The organism is Thermaurantiacus sp., from assembly GCF_053487655.1.
This window is the reverse complement of the sequence record NZ_JBRCLD010000032.1, coordinates 1-24446: the sequence shown is the minus strand read 5'-3', so window position 1 is coordinate 24446 and position 24446 is coordinate 1. Positions and strand designations below refer to the sequence as shown.

At 65.7% G+C, this 24446-nt stretch carries 24 protein-coding genes; 14 read left to right on the top strand and 10 right to left on the bottom strand.

Annotation, left to right across the window (positions count from 1 at the left end; genetic code table 11):
* Positions 1-5: 5 nt before the first annotated feature.
* Positions 6-674: an ATP phosphoribosyltransferase gene (gene hisG, locus ACWIQA_RS03375; RefSeq protein WP_448581655.1), complete on the bottom strand. Its 669-nt coding sequence runs from the start codon at positions 672-674 to the stop codon at positions 6-8.
* A 185-nt stretch (positions 675-859) separates the two neighbouring features.
* On the opposite strand from hisG, the gene ACWIQA_RS03370 reads away from it, so the two are divergent.
* From ACWIQA_RS03370 to rbfA, 5 genes are read left to right on the top strand one after another with little or no spacing between them, the layout of a single operon-like run.
* On the top strand, positions 860-1441 hold the full coding sequence (locus tag ACWIQA_RS03370; protein ID WP_448581654.1) for a ribosome maturation factor: 582 nt from the start codon (positions 860-862) through the stop codon (positions 1439-1441).
* Complete coding sequence (gene nusA, locus ACWIQA_RS03365) at positions 1438-2982, top strand: transcription termination factor NusA (RefSeq protein WP_448581653.1); 1545 nt, start codon at positions 1438-1440, stop codon at positions 2980-2982. The genes ACWIQA_RS03370 and nusA overlap by 4 nt, the downstream gene beginning before the upstream one ends.
* A gap of 30 nt (positions 2983-3012) precedes the next feature.
* Positions 3013-3795, top strand: a complete 783-nt coding sequence (locus tag ACWIQA_RS03360; RefSeq protein WP_448581652.1) for a DUF448 domain-containing protein — start codon at positions 3013-3015, stop codon at positions 3793-3795.
* The gene (infB, locus tag ACWIQA_RS03355; protein WP_448581651.1) at positions 3792-6536 is read left to right on the top strand and encodes a translation initiation factor IF-2; all 2745 of its coding nucleotides are present in this window, start codon (positions 3792-3794) and stop codon (positions 6534-6536) included. The genes ACWIQA_RS03360 and infB overlap by 4 nt, the downstream gene beginning before the upstream one ends.
* Before the next feature lie 27 nt (positions 6537-6563).
* Positions 6564-6992, top strand: coding sequence for a 30S ribosome-binding factor RbfA (gene rbfA / locus ACWIQA_RS03350; RefSeq protein WP_448581650.1), 429 nt, complete (start codon positions 6564-6566; stop codon positions 6990-6992).
* A 21-nt stretch (positions 6993-7013) separates the two neighbouring features.
* Here rbfA and ACWIQA_RS03345 read toward each other — a convergent pair whose 3' ends face one another.
* Positions 7014-8207 carry an MFS transporter gene (locus ACWIQA_RS03345; protein WP_448581649.1) on the bottom strand — a complete coding sequence of 398 codons (1194 nt, stop codon included), beginning with the start codon at positions 8205-8207 and terminating at the stop codon, positions 7014-7016.
* Positions 8208-8267: 60 nt separating this feature from the next.
* Between ACWIQA_RS03345 and ACWIQA_RS03340 the strand changes: the two genes are divergently transcribed.
* Both ACWIQA_RS03340 and ACWIQA_RS03335 read left to right on the top strand, forming a co-directional pair.
* Positions 8268-9038: an SDR family NAD(P)-dependent oxidoreductase gene (locus tag ACWIQA_RS03340; protein WP_448581648.1), complete on the top strand. Its 771-nt coding sequence runs from the start codon at positions 8268-8270 to the stop codon at positions 9036-9038.
* Between the two features lie 103 nt (positions 9039-9141).
* Entirely contained in the window at positions 9142-10593 is a 1452-nt protein-coding gene (locus tag ACWIQA_RS03335; protein ID WP_448581647.1) for a coniferyl aldehyde dehydrogenase, read from the top strand.
* A 15-nt stretch (positions 10594-10608) separates the two neighbouring features.
* Here the strand turns inward: ACWIQA_RS03335 and dnaA are convergent, their stop codons facing one another.
* The 3 genes from dnaA to mutM form a co-directional block, all read right to left on the bottom strand.
* The gene (gene dnaA, locus ACWIQA_RS03330) at positions 10609-12003 is read right to left on the bottom strand and encodes a chromosomal replication initiator protein DnaA (protein ID WP_448581646.1); all 1395 of its coding nucleotides are present in this window, start codon (positions 12001-12003) and stop codon (positions 10609-10611) included.
* 768 nt (positions 12004-12771) lie between these two features.
* Positions 12772-13041: a 30S ribosomal protein S20 gene (gene rpsT / locus ACWIQA_RS03325; protein WP_448581645.1), complete on the bottom strand. Its 270-nt coding sequence runs from the start codon at positions 13039-13041 to the stop codon at positions 12772-12774.
* 96 nt (positions 13042-13137) lie between these two features.
* Positions 13138-13950 carry a bifunctional DNA-formamidopyrimidine glycosylase/DNA-(apurinic or apyrimidinic site) lyase gene (mutM, locus tag ACWIQA_RS03320; RefSeq protein ID WP_448581644.1) on the bottom strand — a complete coding sequence of 271 codons (813 nt, stop codon included), beginning with the start codon at positions 13948-13950 and terminating at the stop codon, positions 13138-13140.
* 44 nt (positions 13951-13994) lie between these two features.
* Here mutM and ACWIQA_RS03315 point away from each other — a divergent pair, with 44 nt between their 5' ends.
* Genes ACWIQA_RS03315 through ACWIQA_RS03295 form a run of 5 tightly spaced genes read left to right on the top strand, consistent with a single transcriptional unit; the run spans position 13995 to position 18686 of the window.
* A complete protein-coding gene (locus ACWIQA_RS03315; protein ID WP_448581643.1) occupies positions 13995-14744 on the top strand; it encodes a class I SAM-dependent methyltransferase in 750 nt (249 codons plus the stop codon).
* Positions 14745-16265, top strand: coding sequence for an AarF/UbiB family protein (locus tag ACWIQA_RS03310; RefSeq protein WP_448581642.1), 1521 nt, complete (start codon positions 14745-14747; stop codon positions 16263-16265).
* Between the two features lie 35 nt (positions 16266-16300).
* On the top strand, positions 16301-17491 hold the full coding sequence (coaBC, locus tag ACWIQA_RS03305) for a bifunctional phosphopantothenoylcysteine decarboxylase/phosphopantothenate--cysteine ligase CoaBC (protein WP_448581641.1): 1191 nt from the start codon (positions 16301-16303) through the stop codon (positions 17489-17491).
* On the top strand, positions 17488-17934 hold the full coding sequence (gene dut, locus ACWIQA_RS03300) for a dUTP diphosphatase (RefSeq protein WP_448581640.1): 447 nt from the start codon (positions 17488-17490) through the stop codon (positions 17932-17934). The genes coaBC and dut overlap by 4 nt, the downstream gene beginning before the upstream one ends.
* Positions 17931-18686 (top strand): HesA/MoeB/ThiF family protein, encoded by a 756-nt coding sequence (locus tag ACWIQA_RS03295; RefSeq protein ID WP_448581639.1) that lies wholly within the window; start codon positions 17931-17933, stop codon positions 18684-18686. The genes dut and ACWIQA_RS03295 overlap by 4 nt, the downstream gene beginning before the upstream one ends.
* A 53-nt stretch (positions 18687-18739) precedes the next feature.
* On the opposite strand, the gene ACWIQA_RS03290 is transcribed toward ACWIQA_RS03295, so the two are convergent.
* On the bottom strand, positions 18740-20053 hold the full coding sequence (locus tag ACWIQA_RS03290; protein WP_448581638.1) for an MFS transporter: 1314 nt from the start codon (positions 20051-20053) through the stop codon (positions 18740-18742).
* A 50-nt stretch (positions 20054-20103) separates the two neighbouring features.
* On the opposite strand from ACWIQA_RS03290, the gene ACWIQA_RS03285 reads away from it, so the two are divergent.
* Positions 20104-20718: a glutathione S-transferase family protein gene (locus ACWIQA_RS03285; protein ID WP_448581637.1), complete on the top strand. Its 615-nt coding sequence runs from the start codon at positions 20104-20106 to the stop codon at positions 20716-20718.
* On the opposite strand, the gene ACWIQA_RS03280 is transcribed toward ACWIQA_RS03285, so the two are convergent.
* The gene (locus ACWIQA_RS03280; protein ID WP_448581636.1) at positions 20715-21596 is read right to left on the bottom strand and encodes a DMT family transporter; all 882 of its coding nucleotides are present in this window, start codon (positions 21594-21596) and stop codon (positions 20715-20717) included. The genes ACWIQA_RS03285 and ACWIQA_RS03280 overlap by 4 nt on opposite strands.
* A gap of 113 nt (positions 21597-21709) precedes the next feature.
* Here ACWIQA_RS03280 and ACWIQA_RS03275 point away from each other — a divergent pair, with 113 nt between their 5' ends.
* Positions 21710-22294 (top strand): urate hydroxylase PuuD, encoded by a 585-nt coding sequence (locus tag ACWIQA_RS03275; protein WP_448581635.1) that lies wholly within the window; start codon positions 21710-21712, stop codon positions 22292-22294.
* Between the two features lie 20 nt (positions 22295-22314).
* On the opposite strand, the gene ACWIQA_RS03270 is transcribed toward ACWIQA_RS03275, so the two are convergent.
* The 3 genes from ACWIQA_RS03270 to ACWIQA_RS03260 form a co-directional block, all read right to left on the bottom strand.
* Complete coding sequence (locus ACWIQA_RS03270; protein WP_448581634.1) at positions 22315-22968, bottom strand: CoA transferase subunit B; 654 nt, start codon at positions 22966-22968, stop codon at positions 22315-22317.
* A 3-nt stretch (positions 22969-22971) separates the two neighbouring features.
* Positions 22972-23850: an HAD family acid phosphatase gene (locus tag ACWIQA_RS03265; protein WP_448581633.1), complete on the bottom strand. Its 879-nt coding sequence runs from the start codon at positions 23848-23850 to the stop codon at positions 22972-22974.
* On the bottom strand, positions 23847-24446 hold a 600-nt coding region (locus ACWIQA_RS03260), incomplete at its 5' end, for a CoA transferase subunit A (RefSeq protein ID WP_448581632.1). The genes ACWIQA_RS03265 and ACWIQA_RS03260, both read right to left, overlap by 4 nt.

The following is a 24446-nucleotide window of genomic DNA, read 5'->3' as shown; positions in this document are numbered from 1 at the left end:
CTGCCTCAGGCCGCGCGCGCTGCACCAGCAGCCGGAACTGCTGCGGCAATCGCCCTGACCAGATGCGCCACTTCCGGGTTGGTCTTCATCGCCACCCGGTTGGCGACCAGGCGCGAAGTCACGTCAAGAAGGACGGCCCGCTCGACGAGCCCGTTCTCGGCCAGAGTCCGCCCGGTTGAGACAAGATCGACGATGAGCGGCGCAAGCCCCATGGCAGGGGCGAGCTCGAGCGCTCCGTTCAGCTTGATGCACTCGGCCTGGATCCCCCTGGCGGCGAACCAGGCCTTGGTAAGGGCGGGATATTTTGTTGCCACCCGGACATGGCTTGGCGTTGCAAGATCAAACGCGTGGCCGGCGGGAGCCGCGAGCGAAAGCCGGCAGCGCCCGATCCCGAGGTCGAGCGGCGCATAGAGCTCAGAATAGTCGAACTCGGCAATCACATCATTGCCGACGATGCCAAGGCCAGCCGCGCCGAAGGCGACGAATGTCGCAGCGTCGAAACTGCGCACCCGGATGACATCAAGGCCCGGCCGCGATGTTGGAAAGCGCAGCGCCCGGCTGGACTCATCGGCGAGGGCGTGCGGGACATTGATGCCTGCGCGCGCAAGGAGTGGCAGGGCCTCGTTGAGAATGCGCCCCTTGGGAAGCGCTAGCGTGACGGGTCGAAGCGGCATGGCGCGGCCCTTGCCGGCTCCAACGCACCGTTGCAACCAGGTCGCCCTCGGCCTATAAGAACTGGGTTCCCTTCATGGCCAGCGCATGCAGGGCTTCCCGGGGCCAGCCCCTCCGGGAAGCGAGCGGGCACTTTGGGCAGAAGGGCCATGCCGCCGGTGCGAGGCCTGCGAGGCAGAGGAGAGAGATGACGGATGCAGCGCGAGATCTGCGGCAGCTGCTCGAGCCGGCAGTGGCGGCCGAGGGCTTTGCGCTCGTGCGCGTGGCCCTTGTCGGCGGGCGGAATCTCACCTTGCAGGTGATGGCAGAAGATCCAGCAACCGGCCAGCTCACCCTCGACCAGTGTGCCGCGCTGTCGCGCGCGCTCTCGCCGCTCCTTGAAGCGGCGGATCCGATCCCTGGCCCCTATCGGCTCGAAGTGTCATCACCGGGAATCGACCGGCCCCTCACGCGTCTTGGCGATTTTCGCCGTTTCGTGCCGCATCGCGCACGCCTCGAGCTCAGCCAGGGCATTGCCATCGGCGGCGCTATCCGCAAGCGCTTCCAGGGCGCGCTCGCTGGTGTAGAAGATGATCAGATCCTGCTTGATGCGGAGGGAATCGGACGCGTGCGGCTGCCCTTTGCCGACATCCGCTCGGCCAAGCTGCTCTTGACGGAGGCCCTGATCGCCGCGACCGCTCCCCTCGACATGCGCGGCGCTGATATCGTTGTCGAGGAATCGGCCGATGGCCGCACCACAACCCGAAATACCGGAGGGGTTCACCAATGACACCCATTGCCGCCAACAAGGCTGAACTCATTGCCATCGCCGATGCCGTGGCGCGCGAGAAGTCGATCGACCGCATGATCGTCATCGAGGCGATGGAAGAAGCGATCCAGCGTGCCGCCCGCGCCCGCTATGGCGCGGAAAATGACATCCGCGCCAAGATCGACCCGCGCGGCGGCGATTTGCGGCTGTGGCGCGTTCTTGAAGTGGTCGAGGAAGTGACGGACCATTTCAAGCAAATCGCGCTTGCTGATGCGCGCGTGAAAGACCCGTCGGTTGAAGTCGGCGCCTTCATCATCGATCCGCTGCCACCGATCGAGTTCGGCCGGATTGCCGCCCAGGCCGCAAAGCAGGTCATCGTCTCCAAGGTGCGCGATGCTGAGCGCGAGCGCCAGTATGAGGAATATAAGGACCGCGAGGGCGAGATCATCACTGGGGTCGTAAAGCGAGTCGAGTTCGGCCACATTGTGGTCGATCTCGGCCGGGCGGAGGGCGTCATTCGTCGTGATCAGCAGATCCCGCGCGAAGTGCTCCGTGTCGGTGACCGGGTGCGCTCCTACATCACTTCGGTCCGGCGCGAGAATCGCGGGCCGCAAATCTTCCTCTCGCGCGCGCACCCCGAGTTCATGAAGAAGCTGTTCGCGCAGGAAGTGCCGGAAATTTATGATGGCGTCATCGAGATCAAGGCATGTGCCCGCGATCCGGGAAGCCGCGCCAAGATCGCTGTCGTCAGCCGCGACAGCTCGATCGACCCTGTCGGCGCTTGCGTTGGCATGCGGGGCAGCCGGGTCCAGGCCGTGGTGCAGGAACTTGCCGGCGAGAAGATCGATATCATTCCCTGGTCCTCAGACACGGCCACCTTCGTCGTCAATGCGCTCCAGCCGGCGCAAGTTTCCAAGGTCGTCATCGACGAGGGGGAGAATCGTCTGGAAGTGGTCGTCCCTGACGATCAGCTGTCGCTTGCCATCGGCCGGCGGGGCCAGAATGTCCGCTTGGCTGGCCAGTTGACTGGCCACCAGATCGACATCCTGACTGAGGCGGCTGAAAGCGAGAAGCGGCAGAAGGAGTTTGTCGAGCGTTCCGAAATGTTCGAGAAGGAACTCGACCTTGACGAGACGCTGGCCCAGCTGCTCGTCGCTGAAGGCTTCACCACTCTTGAAGAAGTGGCCTTTGTCGAGCTTGAGGAAATTGCAGGTATCGAGGGCCTGGATGAGGAGACGGCGGCCGAACTCCAGCGCCGCGCCGAGGAAGCGATCGAGCGGCGCGAGGCTGCATTTCGCGAACAGCGGCGTGCGCTAGGAGTGGAGGATGCGCTTGCCGAACTGCCGCATCTGACGGAAGCGATGCTGGTCCGGCTTGGCACGAAGGGGATCCGCACGCTCGATGATCTGGCCGACCTCTCGACGGACGAGCTCATCGGCCGGGGGGACAAGCGCCGCGAGATTCCTGCCGGCATTCTTGCCTCCTTCGGCCTCACCGAAGAGCAGGGCAACGCCATCATCATGGCTGCGCGCGCCCATTGGTTTGCGGAAGACGCGGCATGAGGCACGCTCTTGCGGGCGCGGGAGGCGCATGTGGGCAAAGGCGCCCATGACAGCGTTGCCGACACCCTGGCCGAAGGCCTCGACTGCCCGGGCCCTCGCCTTGCCAGCGAAGGGCCGCAGCGGCGCTGCATCCTGACTGGCCGCCATGGCGACCGGGCCTTGCTTATCCGCCTCGTTGAAGGCCCGGATGGCGTCGTCTGGCCCGACCTTCCCGCCCGCCTTCCCGGCCGTGGTGCCTGGGTCTTGGCTGATGGCGCCCTCATTGCCGAGGCGGTAGCGCAGGGCACGCTTGCTCGGGCGCTTGCGCGCGCGTGGCGCCGACCTCCGCCAGAGGTACCAGCCGATCTTGCGACTCGAATCGGCACCGGCCTCGAGCGCCGCCTGCTCGACCGACTCGGGCTGGAGCATCGCGCCGGCCGGCTCCTTCTTGGTTCCGAGAAGATTGCCGCTGCAGCGCGCGCCGGCCGGCTTGCCTTGCTGCTTCATGCTGCTGATGCGGCAGAAGATGGAGCAGCGCGGCTCGACCAAGCCTTCCGCGTTGGCGGTGCTGCGGATTGGCAGGAATCGCGTGGCATCTTCCTGCCGTTCGGGCGGGAGCGCTTGTCCCGCGCGCTTGGGCGTGACAATATGGTTCATGTCGGCATCACGGATGGCAGGACGGCGGCGCGGGTCGCGCGGGAGCTTACGCGTCTTGCCGCCTACATGCGTTGGCCGGACGGGCAGGTCCCTGCCGGCCGGGAACAGATCGAGCTTCGCCCGCACCAGCCCACCGCCGCGCGCGCTGTCGAAGATGAAGACGAAGGATTGGAATGAGCAACGACGACAAGCCGAAATTGGGGCTCCGGCCGGCGCTTGGTCTCAAGAAGACCGAAGTGAGCCAAGTCAAGCAAAGCTTCAGCCATGGCCGTACCCACAAGGTGGTGGTGGAAACCAAGCGGTCGCGGCCGCTGCGTCGCCCAAGCGATTCCGAGCCAGCGGGTGCAGCCGCAGCTTCGCAGTCGGCGCCTGTGGCGGCAGCTTCGCCAGCGCCCGCGCAGCGGGAACCTGAACTCGTCGGCGCGGCTGCAGCCGTGCCAGTTGCGCCCAAGCCCGTCGCGCCGCCGCCGCCTCGCCCCATCTACGATGATCGTCCGCTTGCGGATCTGACGCCGCGCCCCAAGCCTGCACCGCCAGCTCCCAAGCCCGAGGCGCCCGCTGCGCCGCGTGCCGCGCCCTCCCCGCCGCCGGCGCCGGCGGCAGGGACGCCCGCTCCGCGACCGGCCTCACCCCCAGTTTCGCCCGAGCTTGCCCGCATCCAGAAGTTGCTCGCCAATCCTCGGCTCAGCCCGCGCGAGCGCGTGGCGCTGATGGCGAGGCTGGCAGAGGAGGAACGGCTCCAGCGTGCTGAGGAGGCCCGGGTCCGCGAGGCCCGCGAGGCCGCCGAGCGCGAGGAAGCGGAGAAGCGTCGGCTCGAGGAGCGGGCCCGCGCCGAAGCCGAGGAGAAGGCCCGCGCAGAGGAGGAGGCTCGCCGGGCGGCGGAGGCACCTGTCATTGTCCCAACCGTCCCGCTCGATGATGAAGAGGATGAGGAGAGCAGGCGCCGTGCCGGTGCCGCCCGCCCGCTCAAGGGCCGCGCATCGGAGCTCGCGCGGCCGGCAGGCCGCCGCACCGACGACCGCCGCCAATCCGGCAAGCTCACGATAACGCGTGCGCTCGGCGACGAGGATGGCGTGCGCGCCCGGTCGATCGCCTCGCTTCGCCGGGCTGCGGAGAAGCAGAAGCGCGCCCATGGCGGTGGCGGCATGGCGGCCGTGGCCAAGACACCGCGCGAAGTCCAGATCCCGGAGGCGATCACGGTCCAGGAGCTTGCCAACCGGATGGCCGAGCGCGGCGCTGATCTGGTGAAGGCGCTGTTCAAGATGGGGATGCCGACGACCATTACGGCAACGATCGACCAGGACACGGCTGAGCTCCTGGTCTCCGAGTTCGGCCACATCGCCCGGCGCGTTTCCGACGCCGATGTCGAACTCGGCCTGGAAGGCGAGGCGGACCAGCCCGAGGCGATGAAGCCGCGGCCGCCCGTTGTTACCGTGATGGGCCATGTCGATCACGGGAAGACCTCGCTTCTGGACGCGCTGCGCGGAACCGATGTTGCAGCCGGCGAGGCCGGCGGCATCACCCAGCACATTGGCGCCTACCAGGTGCAGCTGTCCTCGGGCGAGCGGATCACCTTCCTCGACACACCGGGCCATGAGGCTTTTACCGAAATGCGCGCCCGTGGCGCCAGCGTGACCGACATCGTCATCCTGGTCGTTGCTGCAGACGACGGGCTGATGCCCCAAACGATCGAGGCCATCCATCATGTCAAGGCCGCAAACGTCCCCATGATCGTTGCCATCAACAAGATGGACAAGCCAGACGCAGACGCTGCCAAGGTGAGGACTGCGCTCCTCCAGCATGACGTGCAGGTGGAAGCCATGGGCGGTGAGGTGCTCGACGTCGAAGTCTCGGCCTTGAAGCGCACTGGCCTTGATGAATTGATCGAGAAGATCCTTCTGCAGGCCGAGCTGCTCGAGCTGCGGGCAAACCCTGACCGCTCCGGCGAGGGGGTTGTGATCGAAGCCAAGCTCGACAAGGGCCGCGGACCGTTGGCCACCGTTCTCGTCCAGCGCGGCACGCTGCGCCAAGGCGATATTTTCGTTGTTGGCGCCGAATGGGGAAAGGTCCGCGCGCTTGTCAATGACAAGGGCCAGACAGTGAAGGCGGCAGAGCCTGCAATGCCAGTTGAAGTGCTTGGCCTTTCCGGCGTGCCGGCCGCAGGCGATCGGCTTGCTGTCGTCGAGAGCGAAGCGCGCGCCCGCGAGATCGCTGCCTATCGCCAGAAGCAAGCGACAGCCAAGCGCACCGCAGCAGCACCCGCGACGCTTGAGAGCATGTTCTCGGCGATGAAGGAAGCCAAGACGCAGGAATTCCCCATCGTCGTCAAGGCCGATGTCCATGGTTCGGTGGAGGCGATCGTCGCTGCCGTCAACAAGCTCTCAACCGACGAGATTCGAGTTCGTGTGCTGCACTCGGGGGTTGGGGGAATTACCGAATCTGACGTCACGCTTGCCCGCGCTTCCGGCGCGCTCATCATTGGCTTCAACGTCCGCGCCAACGCCAAGGCGCGTGAAGTCGCCAACCAGGCCAGCGTGCCTTTGAAATATTATGATGTGATCTATGACCTGCTCGACGAGCTCAAGGTCGCCATGGCTGGCAAGCTTGGCCCGGAATATTTCGAGAATGTGGTCGGCCGCGCCGAAATCCGCCAGATTTTCCAGGCCGGCAAGTTCGGCAAGGCGGCTGGCTGTCTCGTCACCGAAGGCTTTATCAAGCGCAACCTGAAGGCCCGCGTGCTGCGCGAGGATGTCATCGTCTACACCGGCTCGATCGCCTCGCTGCGGCGGTTCAAGGACGATGTGACGGAAGTCCAGAAGGGCTATGAGTGCGGCATCGGCCTCGAAGGCTTCCAGGATATCCGCGAAGGCGACATCATCGAGACGTTCGAAGTTGAGGAGCGTCTGCGCAGCTTGTAGCGCAGGCGAAGTCCGGGAGCAGGAATAGTGAAGCGCGGGACAGATGAGACTGGCCGGTCGCTTCGCACACTGCGGGTGGGGGAGGCGATGCGCCATGCGCTGGCCGAGCTTCTGGCGCGCGGGGCGGTGCGCCATGCCGAGCTTGAGGGCCGCATCGTCTCGATCTCGGAAGTGCGGGTCTCCCCCGATCTCCGCCATGCGACCGCTTTCGTGATGCCGGTTGGTGGCAGTGCAGAGGATGAAGCTGCTGTCCTCAAGGCCCTGAATGACAATGCCCGCGCCATCCGGCTTGCCTTGGCGCGGGCAGTCAACACGAAATATGCCGCCGAAATCCACTTCCGGGTGGACGAGAGTTTTGCCGCAGGCGCTCGCATCGATGCCCTGCTACGCAATCCGCGTGTCCGGCGCGATCTTGAGACGCCGGCCCCGCGACGCCCCGATCCCGACGACGACTGACCGCCTCGGCGGCCTGCGGCCTCAGGCCCGGCGCAATCCCGCGCCTGAGCGCAGCCGCAGCAGCACGGCGAGGAGCGCACCAACGCCTGCAAGTGCGGCCATGCTCCAGTAGCCGCCGGCACCCAAACCAGCGCCGTAGAGCCGGCCGGCAAGATAGCTTGCCGCAGCCGTGGCCGGCGCATTGGCAAGGCTTTGGTAGATCATCTGCGCAGTCGCACCCCGCTCGTCGCCAAAGAGCAGCTGGATCCCGCGCATGGTGCCAAGAAAGGTGAAGGCGAAGGTGAGCGCATGCAGCACCTGCAGCAGCACCAAAAGCAGCAGGCCCGGCGCCATCGCAAGGCCTCCCCACCGCACCACTGAGGCAAGCCCGCCGAGCAGGATGAGAGTGGCGGGCGAGATGCGCTCCATCCTGGCGGCCACGAACATGAGAAACAGCACTTCGGCGAACACGCCCAAGGCCTGCAAGCTGCCGATGGTGAACCCTGAGTAACCTTGGGCGTCCCGCCAAATGAGGTTCGAGAAAATATAATAATATTGGTGCGCGCCCTGGATGATTCCGGCAGCAAAGGCAAGAAGGAAGAACTCCGGGCGCTTCAGCATGGCAAGCCCTTCCGCAAGCCGCGCGGCAAAGGGCTGTCCCGCTTCCCGCTGCTGGGGTTCGGGAGTCATCAAGGTTGCCGAGAGCAGCATCACCGCCGTCATCATGATCATCCAGGCAAGAATCGCCCGCGCGTCGAACCAGTCAATCAAGAGCCCCACGCCGAAGTTGCCGACAATGAAGGCAGCGGACGCGAGGCCCCGGGCAAACCCGTAGGTCGGCCCCTGCGGCCTTCCCGTCAGGCGGAAGAGCGCGGCTTCCAGAAAGGCAATCAGTCCCCAGACTGTCACTTGGGTCAGGAACAGGAGGGCGAAATCCTTGGCCACAAGCCCGCGCGGGATGAGGGCGAGGAAGGCGAGAAGCGTGATGAGCCCGAGCGCCACAATCGGTGTGCGCCGATCGCGCCTGCCGTCAGCCCAGGCGGAGGTGAGCGGCCCGAGCACGATCCGGGCGAGAGTGGAGAGGGTAAAGACAAGGCCGATCGTCTCGCCGGAGAAGCCGGCAACCGTCTCCATCCAGCGCGAAAGCCAAGGGATGAAGGCGCCGAACAGGGCATAGTAGGCAGAGACCGTGGCCGTCGCGCGCCAGGCGGTGGAAGCAGTTGAGTGGCTGGTCATCTTCCCCCGTTGTGCATGGCATGCCCGCGCGGCAAGGGTGGACTAGAGGGAGGAGGCGCCATGGGCAATCTTTTCGACATGACTGGCCAGGTCGCAGTCATCACAGGTTCGTCACGGGGGATTGGAAAGAGCATTGCCCACCGCATGGCCGAGCATGGCGCCTCGGTCATCGTCTCCAGCCGCAAGGCCGACGCCTGCGGGTCCGCAGTGGCCGAGATCAATGCCGCCGTAGGCCGCGAAGCGGCGGTCTCTTGCCCAGCCAATATCTCGTCCAAGGACCAGCTTCAGGCTCTCGCCGACTTTGCCTTGCAGCGGTTCGGCAAGGTGACAGCGCTGGTGCTCAATGCGGCGTCCAATCCCTATTTCGGCCCGATGACAGGAATTGCGGACGAGCAGTTCGTGAAAATCCTCATGAACAATGTGGTCTCGAACCATTGGCTCATCCAGATGCTCTCGCCCCAGATGCTCGCTCGCGGCGAGGGTTCGATCATCGTCATCTCCTCTGTCGGAGGGCTCAAGGCCTCGACCGTCATCGGCGCCTACAATATTTCCAAAGCTGCCGACTTGCAGATGGTGCGCAACTATGCCGCCGAGTTCGGGCCGCGCGGCATCACTGTGAATGCCATCTGCCCCGGCCTCATCAAGACGGATTTCGCCCGCGCGCTGTGGGAGAATCCGGCCATTCTCGCTGAGGCAACTGCCGGCTCAGCGCTTCGCCGGATTGGCCAGCCAGACGAGATTGCCGGTCTCGCCGTGTTCCTCGCCTCGAAGGCCGGCAGCTTCACAACCGGCCAGGGCTTCGTCGTCGACGGCGGCGCCACCATCGTCTGAGAGGCCGGAGCCCGGCCAGGCAGGAGCCCGGCCAGGCAAGTGTCGATGTTGCGCTTGCTGCGACGGCGGTTAGCCCTATCTTGGGTTCTGAGGAGGACTCGCCATGAACGTCATTGCTGACACGCTCGCCCGCGACATCGCTGCCATGGAAGAGCTGCTGCGCCGGCAGAAGGCCGCTTTCCTGGCCGAGCTCCCCGTTTCGGCGCAGGTCCGCAAGGATCGCCTCCGCCGCGCCATCGACCTCGTGCTTCGCCACAAGGAAGGCTTCGTGAAGGCCCTTTCCGACGATTTCGGCCACCGCTCGGCACAGCAGTCCCTCATGACCGACATCATGGCCTCTCTAAAGCCGCTCAAGCACGCGCTCGCCCATGTCGAGCGCTGGATGAAGCCTGAGCGCCGCCGGCTTGATTTCCCGCTCGGACTCCTCGGTGCACGCGCCCATGTCGAGTGGGTGCCAAAGGGTGTTGTCGGGGTCATCTCGCCATGGAATTTCCCAGTCAACCTCACCTTCGCGCCGCTTGCCAACATCTTGGCAGCGGGCAATCGCGCCATGGTCAAGCCGTCCGAGTTCACCCCCGCCACCTCCGATCTGATGAAGACGGCCATCGCCGAGGCCTTCGACGAAACCGAAATCGCCGTCATCACCGGCGGGCCGGAAATTGGCAAGGCCTTCTCCGGCCTTGCCTTTGATCACCTCATCTTCACTGGGGCCACGTCGGTCGGCCGCCATGTGATGGCAGCAGCAGCACGCAACCTCGTGCCCGTCACCCTCGAGCTTGGCGGCAAGTCGCCCACCATTGTCTCGCGCTCGGCCGACATTGCCCAGGCAACCCAGCGCATCGCCATGGGCAAGCTCATGAACGCCGGCCAGATCTGCCTCGCGCCCGACTGGCTGCTGGTCCCGGCCGAGAAGGAAGCTGAGGTGGTGGACGGCCTCAAGGTCGCAACCGCTGCCATGTATCCGACCATGCTTGCGAACCCCGACTACACCAGTGTCATCTCGAAGCGGCATCGCGATCGGCTGGACGCGCATGTTGCCGATGCTCGCGACAAGGGGGCTCGCATCATCGAGGTGAACCCGGCCAATGAGGATTTTTCGAAACAAAATACCAACAAGATGCCCCTGACCCTGCTTCTTGACGTGACCGACGACATGACCGTCATGCAGGAGGAGATTTTCGGGCCTCTGCTCCCCATCGTCCGCTATGAGACGATCGACGAGGCGATCGAGCGGATCAACGGCCGTGACCGGCCGCTCGGCCTCTACTGGTTCGGCACTGACCAAGCCGAGGAGCGCCGTGTCCTCGACCGCACCATCTCCGGTGGGGTTACGGTAAACGACGTCATCTTCCATGTCGCAGCCGAAGACCTGCCGTTCGGCGGCATCGGCCCTTCGGGCATGGGCAACTACCATGGCTTCGATGGCTTCAAGACCTTCAGCCATGCCAAGTCCGTCTATCATCAGCCCAAGCTTGATGTGGCCGGTCTGGCCGGCTTCCGGCCGCCCTATGGCGAGAAGACTGACAAGGCCCTGGCGCGCGAACTGAAGCCCTGAGCGCCGGCCAGCGCCTTAGGAGTCGAGGATCCGGCGCAGATGCTGGATGTCGCGGTCGAGCTCATGATCCTGGGCGCGCAGCTCCTCGATCCGCTTGACGGCGTGCATGACTGTCGTGTGGTCGCGCCCACCAAAGCGCCTGCCGATCTCGGGAAGGGAGCGCAGCGTGAGCTGCTTGGCCAAATACATGGCGACCTGCCGCGGGCGTGCTACCTCGCGCGCCCGCCGCGGCGACACCAGATCATGGAGTTTCAGCCGATAATGCTCAGCCACCCGGCGCTGGATATCATCGATCGTCAGTTTCTTGCTGTGGGCACGAAGCAGGTCGGCGAGCACTTCGCGGGCGAAGTCCACATCGACCGCGCGGCCCGTCAGGTTGGCATAGGCGAGCACCCGGTTGAGTGCACCTTCGAGCTCGCGGACATTGGCGATGATCCTCCGGGCAAGGAACTCGATGACATCCTCGGGCACGGAGGCGCCCGGAATCGCTGCCACCTTGGCCTTGAGGATGTTGAGCCGAAGCTCATAGTCGGCCGGGTTGATGTCTGCAACGAGGCCCCAGGCCAAGCGCGACTGGATCCGGCTTTCGATGCCTTCGAGATTCTGCGGGCTGCGGTCGGCCGAGATCACGAGCCACCGGCCAGCACCGATGATCTCGTTCATGGTGTGGAAGAATTCCTCCTGGGTTGAGTCCTTGCCGGCAATGAACTGGACATCGTCGATCATGAGGAGGTCAGCCGAGCGCAGCCGCTGCTTGAAGCGGATCGTCTCCCGCTCCCGCAGTGCTGCCAGAAACTCGACCATGAACCGCTCGGCCGATAGATAGACGACGCGCGCCTGAGGAAGCCTTGCCAGCACGCTCTGGCCAATGGCGTGCATGAGATGAGTCTTGCCAAGGCCAGTCGGCCCATGGAGGAAGAGCGGGTTGAACCCGGCCGACTGTCCCTGACCGACTGCATTGGCGAGCGTCTGGGCAGCGTTGAAGGCAAGCTCATTGGCTTTGCCGGTTATGAACTGGTCGAAGGAATAGCGCGGCTCGAAGGCCGGCAGGCCGATCGGATCGTCACTGCTGGCACTATTTCTGATCGCACCCGCGCGGGCACCCGACTCCGCATCGGCAGCAAGCGACGGCTGCCCGCCTGGGGGAGACGTGCTGCCCGCCTCGATTCGGACAGAGGCAATGCCTGCAATCCGCGCCGACAACGCCGCTGCGATCGATTGGCCGAAGTGGGTTTTCACCCAGTCGGCCATGAAGCGCGACGGAAGCTCGAGCACGGCACAATCGCCATCGATCCGGCGCAAGGCCAGCGGCTCCAGCCAGCTCGCAAAGGTCTCGGCACCCAGGGTGTGCCGCAACGTCTGCTTGGCCGCTGCAAATTCAGCCAAGAGACCATCCTTGGCCGAGGACATCGGCGATGCCCTCTGGCTGGAGTGGGGAAGAGGGAACCCTTGTTGCGGCATTGGCCACGGAACTCCGGCTGCAAAAGGATAAGGCAGTGGCCAGCTCGGCCACGGACGAATTGGCCCGGTCAGGCCACGGTCGCAGCACCTCCGGGGTCTGGAGGCCGAGCTTCTGCGCGCCTCTTGCTGACTGCCGACACGAGCGCGTCCGCCCCGCCCGTTCCACCGCTCCAGTCCCCACGCATACTGCCCTTGCCTCCCAACCCGGCGCCCGGGAGAGCGACGGACAAGAGCAGCCCTTGCCGCCGAAAGGCTTCGGCGCGCCCTTGCCCGGAACGGGTGCCCACGATCCGACCCGCCCCCCAGTTTGCCCTGCATCTAGAAACCGACCCCATTTGGCGGAACCTCACCCTCTCGGACTCAGCTCCATGGACTCGGCAAACATCACTAAACCAAACTCCGGAGTGCCCCGGCAAGGGCCAGAAATTCACGGAACTGCAAATAAATTGGTTGACAGCTCAACCCATTACAGAATCGTGATTATTTTCTAAGTCGCTGATTTGGCGCGAAGAAGATATGACAGCAAGATTGCAAGCGTGCGAATCGGAAATAGCGCCAACCTTTCAGGATTCGGCGACAACTCTCTGATTATACGAATGAAACGAGTCCCTGCGACAGCAACGACAAGATGACGAATTGGTGAAGCATTGATGACAGAGAGAAGTGCGTCTTGCGCGCGTGCAAGACGCATGTCGCAAGCGTTGCCTGGCCCTCGTCTCAGGCGTCGGGCAGGGCTGCGATTCGCTTGGTAAGGCGGGAAATCTTGCGTGCCGCCGTGTTCTTGTGCAGCACGCCTTTCGACACTCCACGCATCAGCTCCGGCTGGGCAGCAGCGAGGGCCTTGAGGGCATCCGCACGGGCTCCCGATGCAATTGCCGATTCGACCTTCTTCACAAAGGTGCGGATCCGCGACTTGCGGGCCTTGTTCACGGCCGCGCGCCGCGCGTTGCGGCGGATGCGCTTCTCGGCCGAGGGGGTATTCGCCATGGGCTCCGGTCACTCCGAACGACAGCCGGGCCAGCCTTGCCGACCCGGGCGAGGGCGGGCGCATAGCGACGCTGCGGCGCACGGTCAAGGCGGACCTCAGCGCTGGCAGCGCCGGCAGGCATAGGTGGAGCGGCCTGCGAGGACGAGCCGGACAATCCGTCCTCCGCAGCTCGGACAGGCCTTGCCGTGGCGGCCATAGACTTGGAAACAGTGCTGGAACGTGCCGAGTTCACCGGAGACCGTCACATGGTCCCGCAGCGACGAGCCGCCTGCGGCAATCGCTTCTGCCAGCACGGCCTTCACGGCGTCTGCAAGCCGCTCGAGGCGCGCCTGGGCGATCCGTCCAGCTTTGCGGGCGGGTGCAATGCGGGCGCGGAACAGCGCTTCGCTTGCATAGATGTTGCCAAGGCCGGCCACGACGCGCTGGTCGAGCAGAAGCGACTTGATCGGCGTGCGTCTCCCGGCTGCCGCGCGCGCGAGGCTTTGGCCGTCGAACGCGTCGTCGAGCGGTTCCGGCCCCAGCCCTGCCAGGAGCGGCAGGGACTGAAGGGAGTCGCTTGCGACCAGGTGAAGCGAGCCGAACCGGCGCGGGTCGAAGAAGGCGAGCTGGTGCCCGCCTGTCTCGATCACCACATGATCATGGGCCATGGGCTGGTCGGGGTCGAGCCGGAACCGGCCCGACATGCCGAGATGGAAGACGAGCGTATCGCCCCGGTCGGTTGCAACCAGGCCGAATTTGGCTCGCCGGCCGAGCGTGGTGACACGCGCACCGCGCAAGCGCTCGGCAAGGTCGGCGGGAACGGGCCAGCGCAGGTCGTAGCGTCGCACCAAGACCCGGTCGATCCGTTGTCCAAGAAGAAGGGGGCGCAGGCCGCGGACCACAGTCTCGACTTCGGGCAGCTCGGGCATTGCGCCGCCGTGACAGCAGCGCAGCACTCGGGCAAGGGGCGGGCATGACCGAGCAAACGCCCGTGCCTGCAACCGTGAGCTTCGGCTTTGCCGATGTCACGCCCGAGGAGAAGACAGCCCGTGTCGGCCAGGTCTTCACACGGGTTGCCCAGCGCTACGACCTCATGAATGACCTCATGTCGGCGGGAATGCACCGCGCCTGGAAGGACCGGTTTGTGCGCCTGGTCCGGCCGCGCCCGGGCGAGCCCATCCTTGATCTTGCCGGTGGCACTGGCGACATCGCCTTCCGTCTTGCCCGTAAAGGCGCCCGAGTGACGGTTGCAGACATCAACCCGGACATGCTCAAGGTGGGCCAGGCGCGGGCGCGCCGACGGGGGCTCACCGACCTTGAATTCGTTGAAGCCAATGCCGAAGCGCTGCCTTTTGCCGATGCCGCCTTTGCTGCTGTCACCATCGCTTTCGGGATCCGCAACGTGACGCACATCGAGCGCGCACTCGCTCAAGCACATCGCGTGCTCCAATGGGGTGGCCGCTTCTTCTGCCTTGAATTTTCAACGACCGAATGGCCCGGCTTTGCCAGCCTCTATGACCTTTACGCCATGGAGGTGGTGCCGCGGCTCGGAGCCATGGTTGCTCGCGACCGCGATTCCTATCGCTATCTTGTCGAGTCGATCCGCCGGTTTCCCGACATGGCCAGTTTCCGCACCATGATCGAGGCTGCCGGCTTCAAGCGGGTGGTTGTCACCCCCATTCTTGGCGGTGCGGTCGCCATCCACCGCGGCTGGAAGATCTGATTGCGCGTCGCCTCCAGCCATGCGCTGCGCCTTCTTGCTGACGCGCGCCGGCTGGCACGGCATGGCGCGCTCCGCCCGTTCGAGCGCCACCCCGATGTGCCTGGCGGCTTGGCCCTTCTCGCCCGGCTGCTCCGCTTCGGCGCGTTTGCACCGAAAACCCCCGATTTCGCCGGGGGCTTGCGCGCCTGCGGCCCGGCAGCCGTCAAGCTCGGCCAGGCGCTTGCCACCCGCCCGGATCTCATCGGGGCGGATGCAGCCAACGACTTGCGGCGGCTCCAAGATGATTTGGAGCCTGCGCCCTGGAGCGCGATTGCAGAAGCGCTCGACCGCGCCCTTCCCGGCGGCTGGCGGGCCCATTTTGCCGAAGTGGCGCCCCTGCCAGCGGGTGCTGCCTCCGTTGCCCAAGTCCATCGCGCTGTCACCCACAGGGGCGAAGTCCTCGCCTTGAAGGTGTTGCGGCCGGGGATCGAGGAGCGTTTCGCCTCGGCTCTCTCAACCTATGCCTGGGCCGCAGACCGGCTCGAAGCGCTCGGTGGCGAGTTTGCGCGGCTGCGGCCTCGCCAGGTGATCGCGACCTTCCGCCAGTGGACGCTTGCCGAACTCGATCTTCGCCGCGAGGCTGGCAATGCCTCGGAGCTTGCGGATGCCGTGCGCGCCGAGCCGGGGGTAAGAGTTCCTGCCGTCCGCTGGGACTATACCAGCCGCCGGGTCCTTGCGCTCGAGTGGGTCGATGGCATCAAGCTGACCGACCTCGCTGCGGTTGCGGCGAGCGGCGCCGACCGGCCGGCGCTTGCCCGCACGGTGGTGCGCGCCTTTCTCGCCCAGGCGATCGGCCGCGGCTTCTTCCACGCCGACTTGCACCAGGGCAATCTGCTGCTCTGCCCGGACGGCCGCATCGCTTTCCTCGATTTCGGGATCATGGGCCGGCTCGACCGCCGGGCGCGCGTCTATCTCGCCGAAATCCTCTACGGCCTCATCACTGGCAACTACCAGCGCGTTGCCGATATTCATTTCGAAGCTGGCTATGTGCCCCCCTACCATGATCGCGGTGCGTTTGCGACGGCGCTGCGCGCTGTCGGCGAGCCCATCCGGGGCCGCGCCACCTCCGAAATCTCGGTCGGCGGCCTGCTCGATGGCCTGTTCGCCATCACGCGAAGCTTTGACATGGAAACGCAGCCTCACCTCCTGCTGCTGCAGAAGACCATGGTGATGGTGGAGGGGGTGGCAAGCGCTCTCGACCCCAATATCAACATGTGGGATGCCGCCTCGCCTTATGTGAAACGCTGGATCCGCGACGAACTCGGCCCCGAAGCGCGGCTTGCTGACCGGCTGCTCGGTGGCGCCGGGCTTTTGCGCGGGCTTCCCGCTGCTGCCCGGCGCGCGCTTGCGCTGCTGCCGCCCGATGGCGCCGCCCCGCCGGCCATTCCCTTGCCCCCGCTGCCGCCGCCCCGGCCGGCACGCTGGCCCTGGCTTGTGGCCGGCGCTGCCCTCGGGGCTGCTGCGATGGCGCTCTTGGGGTGATTGGCAGCCGCACGCGCGGCCGCTAGGCACCGGCCATGCTTGCTGGCAAGCGCCTTCTCCTCATCATCGGTGGCGGCATCGCTGCCTACAAGGCCCTCGAGCTCATCCGTCTCGTCCGCAGTGCTGGCGGCTGCGTGACCCCCGTGCTCACGCGGGCTGCGCAGCAGTTTGTCACCCCGATGGCTGCTGCTGCACTCGCCGAGCAGCGCGCCTATACGGACCTCTTTGACCTCAAGGACGAGGCCGAGATGGGCCATATCCGGCTTTCGCGCGAGGCCGATCTGCTGCTTGTGTGCCCGGCAACGGCCGACCTCCTTGCCAAAATGGCCGCCGGCCTTGCCGACGATCTCGCCTCCACCCTGCTTCTTGCCACAGACAAGCACGTCATGGTCGCACCTGCCATGAACGTGCGCATGTGGGAGCATCCGGCAACACAAGCCAATGTGGCCACGCTCAGCGCCCGGGGCGTTCATGTGATCGCGCCGGAGGTGGGCGCCATGGCGTGCGGCGAGCACGGGCCGGGCCGCCTCCCCGAACCGGCCCAGTTGCTCTCGGCCATCCAAGCCCGGCTTGCGCCTCAGGGCCCGCTCGCTGGCCGGCATGCGCTCGTGACTGCCGGCCCGACCCATGAGCCCATCGACCCCGTGCGCTACCTTGCCAACCGCTCCTCAGGTCGCCAGGGCTTCGCCATTGCCGATGCCCTGGCCAGCCGCGGCGCGCGTGTGACCTTGGTCGCCGGGCCTGTTGCGCTAGCGACGCCTGCAGGTGTCCGGCGAGTCGATGTCGAGACCGCGCGCGAGATGGAGGCGGCCGTCATGGCTGCACTCCCCGCCGACCTTGCCGTCCTCGTCGCCGCAGTTGCGGACTGGCGCGTCGATCCGGCGCCGGCCAAGCGCAAGAAGGGGGAGGGTGCACCAACGCTCGCGCTCGTCGAGAATCCCGACATCCTTGCGCGCCTCGCAGCACCAGGGCCGCATCGCCCGGCCCGAGTCGTCGGCTTCGCTGCTGAGACCCATGATGTGCTCACGCATGCACAGGCCAAGCTGGCCGGCAAGGGCTGTGACATGATCGTTGCCAACGATGTCTCTGGCGATGTGATGGGAGGCGCGCGCAACACCGTCCATCTTGTCACCGCTGACGGTGTTGAAAGCCTGCCCGAGGCAAGCAAGGAGGAGGTGGCTGCCATGCTTGCGGACCGCTTCGCGCGCTGGTTTGCACGCCCATGAGCCGGCCAACCCTGAGAATTGCGCGCCTTCCGCATGGTTCGGGCCTGCCGCTGCCCGCCTACCAGACCGAAGGCGCAGCTGGCATGGATGTCTGCGCTGCCGAAGCGCTGACGCTTGCCCCCGGTGCCCGCGCCGCAGTGGCCACTGGCCTCATGGTCGCCGTGCCAGAGGGCCATGAGCTTCAAGTCCGCGCCCGCTCCGGCTTGGCCTTGCGTGATGGGATTGCAGTCCTCAATGCACCGGGGACCATCGACAGCGACTATCGCGGCGAAGTGAAGATCATTCTCGCCAATCTCGGGTCAGAACCGGTTGCCATCCGGCCTGGCATGCGTGTGGCCCAGCTGGTGCTTGCCCCCGTGGTGCAGGCGGCCATTGCGGAAGTGGACGAACTGGAGCCAACAGCGCGCGGCAGCGGCGGCTTCGGCTCGACCGGCCGGGAATGAGCTTCTCCGACTCCGAGCTCGAACGCTATGCCCGCCACATCATCCTCCCCGATGTCGGCGGTGCTGGCCAGGCCCGGCTCAAGGCTGCGTCGGTTGCCATGGTGGGCGCTGGCGGGCTCGGCTCGGCGGCGCTTCCCTATCTTGCCGCTGCCGGGATCGGGCGCCTGACCTTGATCGACGATGATGTGGTCGCGCTTTCCAACCTCCAGCGCCAGACGCTTTACACGACCGCCGACATCGGCCGACGCAAGGTCGAGGTGGCGGGCGAGCGCCTCGCTGCCCTGAACCCCCATGTCGCGCTTTGCGCGCAGCCGGTCCGCCTGACCTCCGGCAATGCCCGGGCGCTGCTCGCCGGCCACCAGCTCGTCCTCGATGGCACCGACAGCTTCGCCACGCGCGCAGCCGTCAACGCCGCCTGCGTCAGGCTCGGGATACCGCTCATTGCCGCCGCCTTGGGCCCGTTCGATGGCCAGCTCGGCCTGTTCGCCGGCCACTTGCCCGACTCGCCCTGCTGGGCCTGCTTTGCCGGCGCTGCCGAGGACCGGCCGGGGGAGACTTGCGCCGAGCAAGGTGTCCTCGGTGCGCTTGCTGGCGTGATGGGGAGCCTCCAGGCGCTTGAGGCGCTGCGCCATCTGACCGGCTTTGCCACCCGCCCGCCTGGCCAACTCCTTCTGTTTGATGGGCGAACGCTTGCCAGCCGCGCGGTGCGCGTGCCCAAGGACCCTGAATGTGTGGTCTGCGCCAGGCCCTGAGCGGGTGGGCTGCGCTTGGCATCGAACAGTGCGCCTGTCAGGCCGCGCAAAAGTCAGCGCGGGCGGCTGTCGTAGAGCTGCCGGTTGAGCAAGGCATAGGCAGCGCTTGCAAAGCATCCGGCTGCTCCAAGCCAGTAGGGAAGGGCAGGCAGCAGCTCATAGAGGCCGATTCCGATCGCGGGGGCCGCGACAAAGCAGGCGCCGTTGACGGACGTGACGGCGCCAGCCACTGCCCCCTGGTCGGCCCGGTTGACGGCAAGCGAGGCGCCAGCTGTGAAGCCGGGCCGGGCCATGCCAAAGCCCGCTGACTGCAGCGCGAATGCAAGCACGAGGGCGTGGAAATCGGGCGCGAGCGCGATCCCTGCAGTCCCGATCCCAGCTGCCAATGCTCCTGTGCGCATCAGTTGCGCAGGAGTCATGGCGAACAGGCGGATGAGCCCCCACTGCACAAGAAGCGTCGCTGCAGCGCCGGCCATGAAGGTAAGACCGATGAGCTTCGCAGCCTCGGCGCCACCGCTGCCAGCGATCCGGTCGATGATCAAGAAGCCGAGTGCCTGCCCGGTTGCCGCCTGGAGCGAACCGATTGCCAGGCCATAGATCATGAAGGCGCGCACGCGTGGATCGAAGACCGAGACTCGCCGCCGCTCGCCCGATTCGCTTGCAGCCTCGGCGGCAATCACATGCGCAGCGCCCGGCGCTCCGCCGACACTTGCGATCGAGACTGCAGCGCCCCGCCCGCTTCGCGCTTGCGCATGCGTGGGATCATCGTCGGGAAGACCCAGCCGCACGAGAAGCATGACCATTGCAGCAATCGCAGCGAAGGCAAACATCGGCCCCGACAAGTCGACTCCCGGCAGGATGAAGAGGGGGGCAACGGCTGGCCCCAGGATGGTGCCGAGCCCGAAGGCCGAAGAGAGGAGCGCAAGCGCACTCGTCCGCTCAGCAGCTGTCGTGCGGCTGGCGACAAAGGCTTGTGCGGCCGGGTTGGCAGCCGAGCCGAACACCCCGAACAGTGCGCGCGCGAGCGTGAACAGGCCGAAGGTCAGAAACGGTGCAATGAGCCCGCGCAGCCCGGAGAGGATGATGATCGCGCACAAGAGCATCGAAATCCCGAACCCGGCCAGACCCACTTCGATGAGCAGCCGCCGGCCGCGCTGGTCCGACTGGAGCGCCCAGTAGGGTGCCGAGAAGGTCCAGATGAGCGCCGACAGCGAGAAGACGAAGGCGATCCCGAGGTCGGGGATGGCAAGCGCCCGGCCGATGACTGGCAGCACCGACTGGAGCGCCGTGTTCCCTGCCGCCGTCACCAAGAGCGCCATGAAGACGAGGCCAAAATGCTGGCGGGGAAGAGAGGTGGCAGGGTCCACGGCTGCGCTGCTAGAAGTTGGACGCCCCAGCCGGCAAGGGAGGCGTGAGAATGCGCTTCTATGACAGCCTTGGCCCCAACCCGCAGGTGGTGCGCACCTTCGCAGCCGAGAAGGGCATTGCGCTTGCGCGCGTTCCTGTCGACATCATGGCCGGCGAGAACCGCAGCGAAGCCTTTCGCGCCATCAACCCCCTAGGCCAGATGCCGGCACTCCAGCTCGACGATGGCACGGTCGTCACCGAAGTCACGGCGATCTGCGAACTCCTTGAAGATCTGCACCCACAGCCGGCCCTCATTGGCACCAACGCCGTCGAGCGGGCCGAGACACGGATGTGGGTGCGCCGCTTCGACCTCGCGCTTCTTGAACCCTTTATGCTGGGCTTCCGTGCAACTCTGGCCCGCAGCTTCTTCGCACCCCGGATGCCGCTCCTCTCTGAAGCCGCAGGCCAAGAGATGATGGCGCACTGGGCCGAGCGGCTGCGCTTCTTCGACGCGCTTCTCGCCGGCCGCCGGTTCGTGTGCGGCGACCGCTTCAGCCTTGCCGACATTCCGCTTGGGGCCTTCCTTCGTTTCGCCCCGGCCGCTGGCGTCTCCTTGCCTGCGGACCTCGACTGGATCCCAGGCTGGCTCGACCGACTGGCTGCCCGCGGCACCTTCGACGCTTAGGAAGCCGGACTCGACGGCGCCGGAAGCTGAGCGCGCCGCGCCTGCCACAGGCAGGCGGCGATGATGAGGCTCGCGCCTGCGAGCGTGCGTGAGGAGAGCGGCTCGGCGAAGAAGAGCCAGCCGAACAGGGCAGCCCAGAAGAGGGCCGTGTATTCGAACGGCGCCAGCTGCTGCGCTTCGGCCCTGGCGTAGGCGCGGGCGATGAACTGCAGCGCAAGTGCCCCTGTAAGCCCTGCGCCAGCCAAAAGCGGCCAGTCTGACGGGGGCGGCACCCGCCCCTCGGGCAGCAAGAGGACGAAAGGAAGGAGGAAGATGGCCGGCACGATGGCGCCAAGGAGGCTCACGACCGAGGGGCCGTCGACGGCAGCTCGGGCTCGCATCAAGATGATCGAGCCAGCATAGGCGGCAGCCGAGCCGAGAACAGCGACAACGCCAAGCAGGCGTGCGTGCGCTATCGCGGTCGGGTCGGTGCCGACAGCAACCAGCACGCCAACAAAGCCGAGGAGGATGGCAGCAAGGCTCTTTGCGTCCATCCGCTCGCCCAGGAAGAGTGCCGCAAGGGGGGGAATCAGGAGCGGCGCCACAAAAGCGAAGGTGACGGCCTCAGCGAGCGGCAGCACCGAAAGCGACCAGAAGAACAGGAATGCAGCAGTCGCAATCAACGCCCCGCGCAGCAGATGGGGAGCGGCCATGTCGCAGCGCAAGCGCGGCCGCCCCTCCCGCCACCAGAAGGGCAGGATGAAGACGAGGGCTGCCACATAGCGCCAGAAGGTCGCAACCACTGCCGGGTTGGTCGAAACAAGCGCCTTCATGATTGCGTCCATCGCGCAGAAGAAGGCGATTCCGACCATATAGAGCAGGAAGGGACGGCTTCGCATCGCCCGAGCGGCTTTCGCGAGGGTCGCCAGCGATTGCAAGGCGAAGGAAAAGGGGATTAAGGGGGTCCGCTTTCCGCGCGCACGCGGGGTCGCATGGGGCAAGGAGAAAGGGCATGGCGAAGCTTCTCGGCAATCTGTGGAACGCGGTCGGCATCGGGACTGCCCTGCTGCTGGTCGTGATGTTTGGCTTCCATCTCTCAAGCGGGGCGGACGCCACCTGGGTCAATGCCTTCTTCCGCTACCTCCATGTCCTGGTTGGCATCATGTGGATCGGGCTCCTCTACTATTTCAATTTCGTCCAGATCCCGACGATGCCCAAGGTCCCTGCCGAGCTGAAGCCGGCAGTCTCCAAATATATCGCGCCCGAGGCGCTGTTCTGGTTCCGCTGGGCGGCAGCGGTCACGGTGCTAACCGGCCTGATCGTCGCCTATCTTTCGGGCTATCTTGTCGAAGCGCTCACCCTCCAGTCTCCCTACCGGCTGATTGGTCTTGGCATGTGGCTTGCGCTCATCATGGCCTTCAACGTCTGGTTTGTGATCTGGCCCAATCAGAAGAAGGCGCTTGGCATCGTCGAAGCCGATGCCGACACCAAGGCGAAGGCCGCGACGACGGCGATGATCTTCAGCCGCACCAACACCTTCCTGTCGCTGCCGATGCTCTACTGCATGGTCACCCAGAACCTGCTCGGCCAGGGCTAGCTGACCTTGGTGCTGCCGGCTCAGCCGAGATAGTGGGCACCAGTCCTTGCCCGCACCTCCTCGGCGCTCACGCCGGGTGCCAGTTCGATCAGGCGGAAGGGGCTTCCCCGGCGGTCGGGTCGCTCGAAGACGGCCAGATCGGTGATGAGCACGTCGACACAGTTCCGTCCCGTCAGTGGCAGTGTGCATTCAGCCACGAACTTCGGCCGCCCCGCCTTGTCGAGATGCTCCATCATGACGACGATGCGCGGCGTGCCAGCGACCAAGTCCATGGCTCCGCCCATGCCCTTGACCATCTTGCCCGGCACCATCCAGTTGGCGAGGTCGCCATTCTCTGCCACTTCCATGGCTCCCAGGATCGAGAGGTCCATGTGGCCACCGCGGATCATCGCGAAACTCTCAGCGGAGCTGAAGTAGCTGGTGCGCCGCAGCTCAGTGACTGTCTGCTTGCCGGCATTGATGAGGTCGGGGTCCTCTTCCCCTTCGAAAGGGAAGGGACCCATGCCGAGCATCCCGTTCTCCGACTGGAGCGTGATGTCAATGCCTTCGGGCACATGGTTTGCAACCAAAGTCGGCATCCCGATCCCGAGATTGACATAGAAGCCGTCCTTGAGTTCGCGGGCTGCGCGCGCGGCCATCTCGTCGCGAGTCCAGCCCCTGGGGTTGTGGGCCATCAGCTACTCCTTCGGGGTCCAGCGTGCGGCCGGCGGCACGACATCATCAAGTGCAAGCGGCGGCTCGTTCCAGCGGCCGTACATGGGGTTTGGGATGAGGAACCAGCGCTCACCCCACAGCGGCGAAAACAGCGTCTGTGCAAGCCGCCTGCGCTCGTGAGGCGGATTCTTGCTCCCATCCGCTGCAAAATCGATCCGGTCGACGAAGTCGCCCACCTGGTCTCCCACCTGGGCGAGCACGCAGAAGCGGGACGCAATCACCTCCCGCCGGCCGTGCTTCCTGCTGCTGCCATCGACGTCCCCCAAGAGCCAGAGCGTCTCGCCATGGATGGCCTCGCCAAAGCCGAGCCGGGCGAGCGCCCGCGCCGTCGCTGTCGCCGAGGCAGCCGAGCGGTTGGAATTGAAGACAGGCGTAATCCCGAGCTTCCTTAGCTGCGCGACTGCAGCAACGGCCCCCGGCACGGCAACAACAAGCTCGCCGCCCTGCTGTTCCCAGAGCGCCCAGCGCGCAGCATCGAAGCCCGTGTTGCGCGCGACCTGGTCGGCCTGCGCGCCCATGTTCCACACCAAGGTCTCGTCAATGTCGAACACCACGGCCGGCTTCATGAACGTGCGATCGCATACCCGCATCCGCACCTTGTCACCTTCGATCGCCTGCACAATGGCGCTCTCGAACTGGGCGCCAAAATAGAAGTTGCCAAGCTGCGACTCGGCCTTGTCAAGGAGTGCCCGGAAGCTTGCTTCAGCAAGCACGGCCGCTTCCGCCGATCCGTAGGTCCAGGTGGTGGCCTGCAGGGCTGGCGAGACGGCCGGCGCCACCCCTGCTGCCGGTGCCGTTGCGCAGCCGCCAAGCAGCAGAAGGCCGAGTGCTATGCCCCTCATGCCGCCGTGCGCGCCCGCACTGTGCGCTGCTCGATCCGCTTCTCATGGCGGCCGGCAAACAGCCGCTGGACATAGACAGACGGGGTGTGGATGCAGTCGGGGTCAAGCGCGCCGGGTTCGACGATCTCCTCCACTTCGGCGACCGTCACGCGCCCTGCGGTCGCTGCCACCGGATTGAAGTTTCGTGCTGTCTTGCGGAAGATGAGATTGCCATAGGGGTCCGCCTTCCACGCCTTCACAATGGCAAGATCCGCCCGGATGCCGCGCTCGAGAATATAGGTCTCACCGTCGAACTCCTTGTGCTCCTTGCCACGCGCGACGAGCGTGCCAACACCGGTCTTTGTGTAGAAGCCGGGGATGCCAGCACCACCTGCTCGTATCCGCTCCGCAAGCGTCCCCTGGGGCACGAACTCGATTTCAAGCTCACCAGCCAGATACTGGCGCTCAAACTCCTTGTTTTCGCCCACGTAGGAAGAGATCATCTTGGCGATTTGCCGCGTCTCGAGCAGCAGGCCGAGGCCGAACCCGTCCACGCCAGCGTTGTTGGAGACAATCGTCAGACCCCTCACTCCACTGTCACGGATGGCAGCGATGCA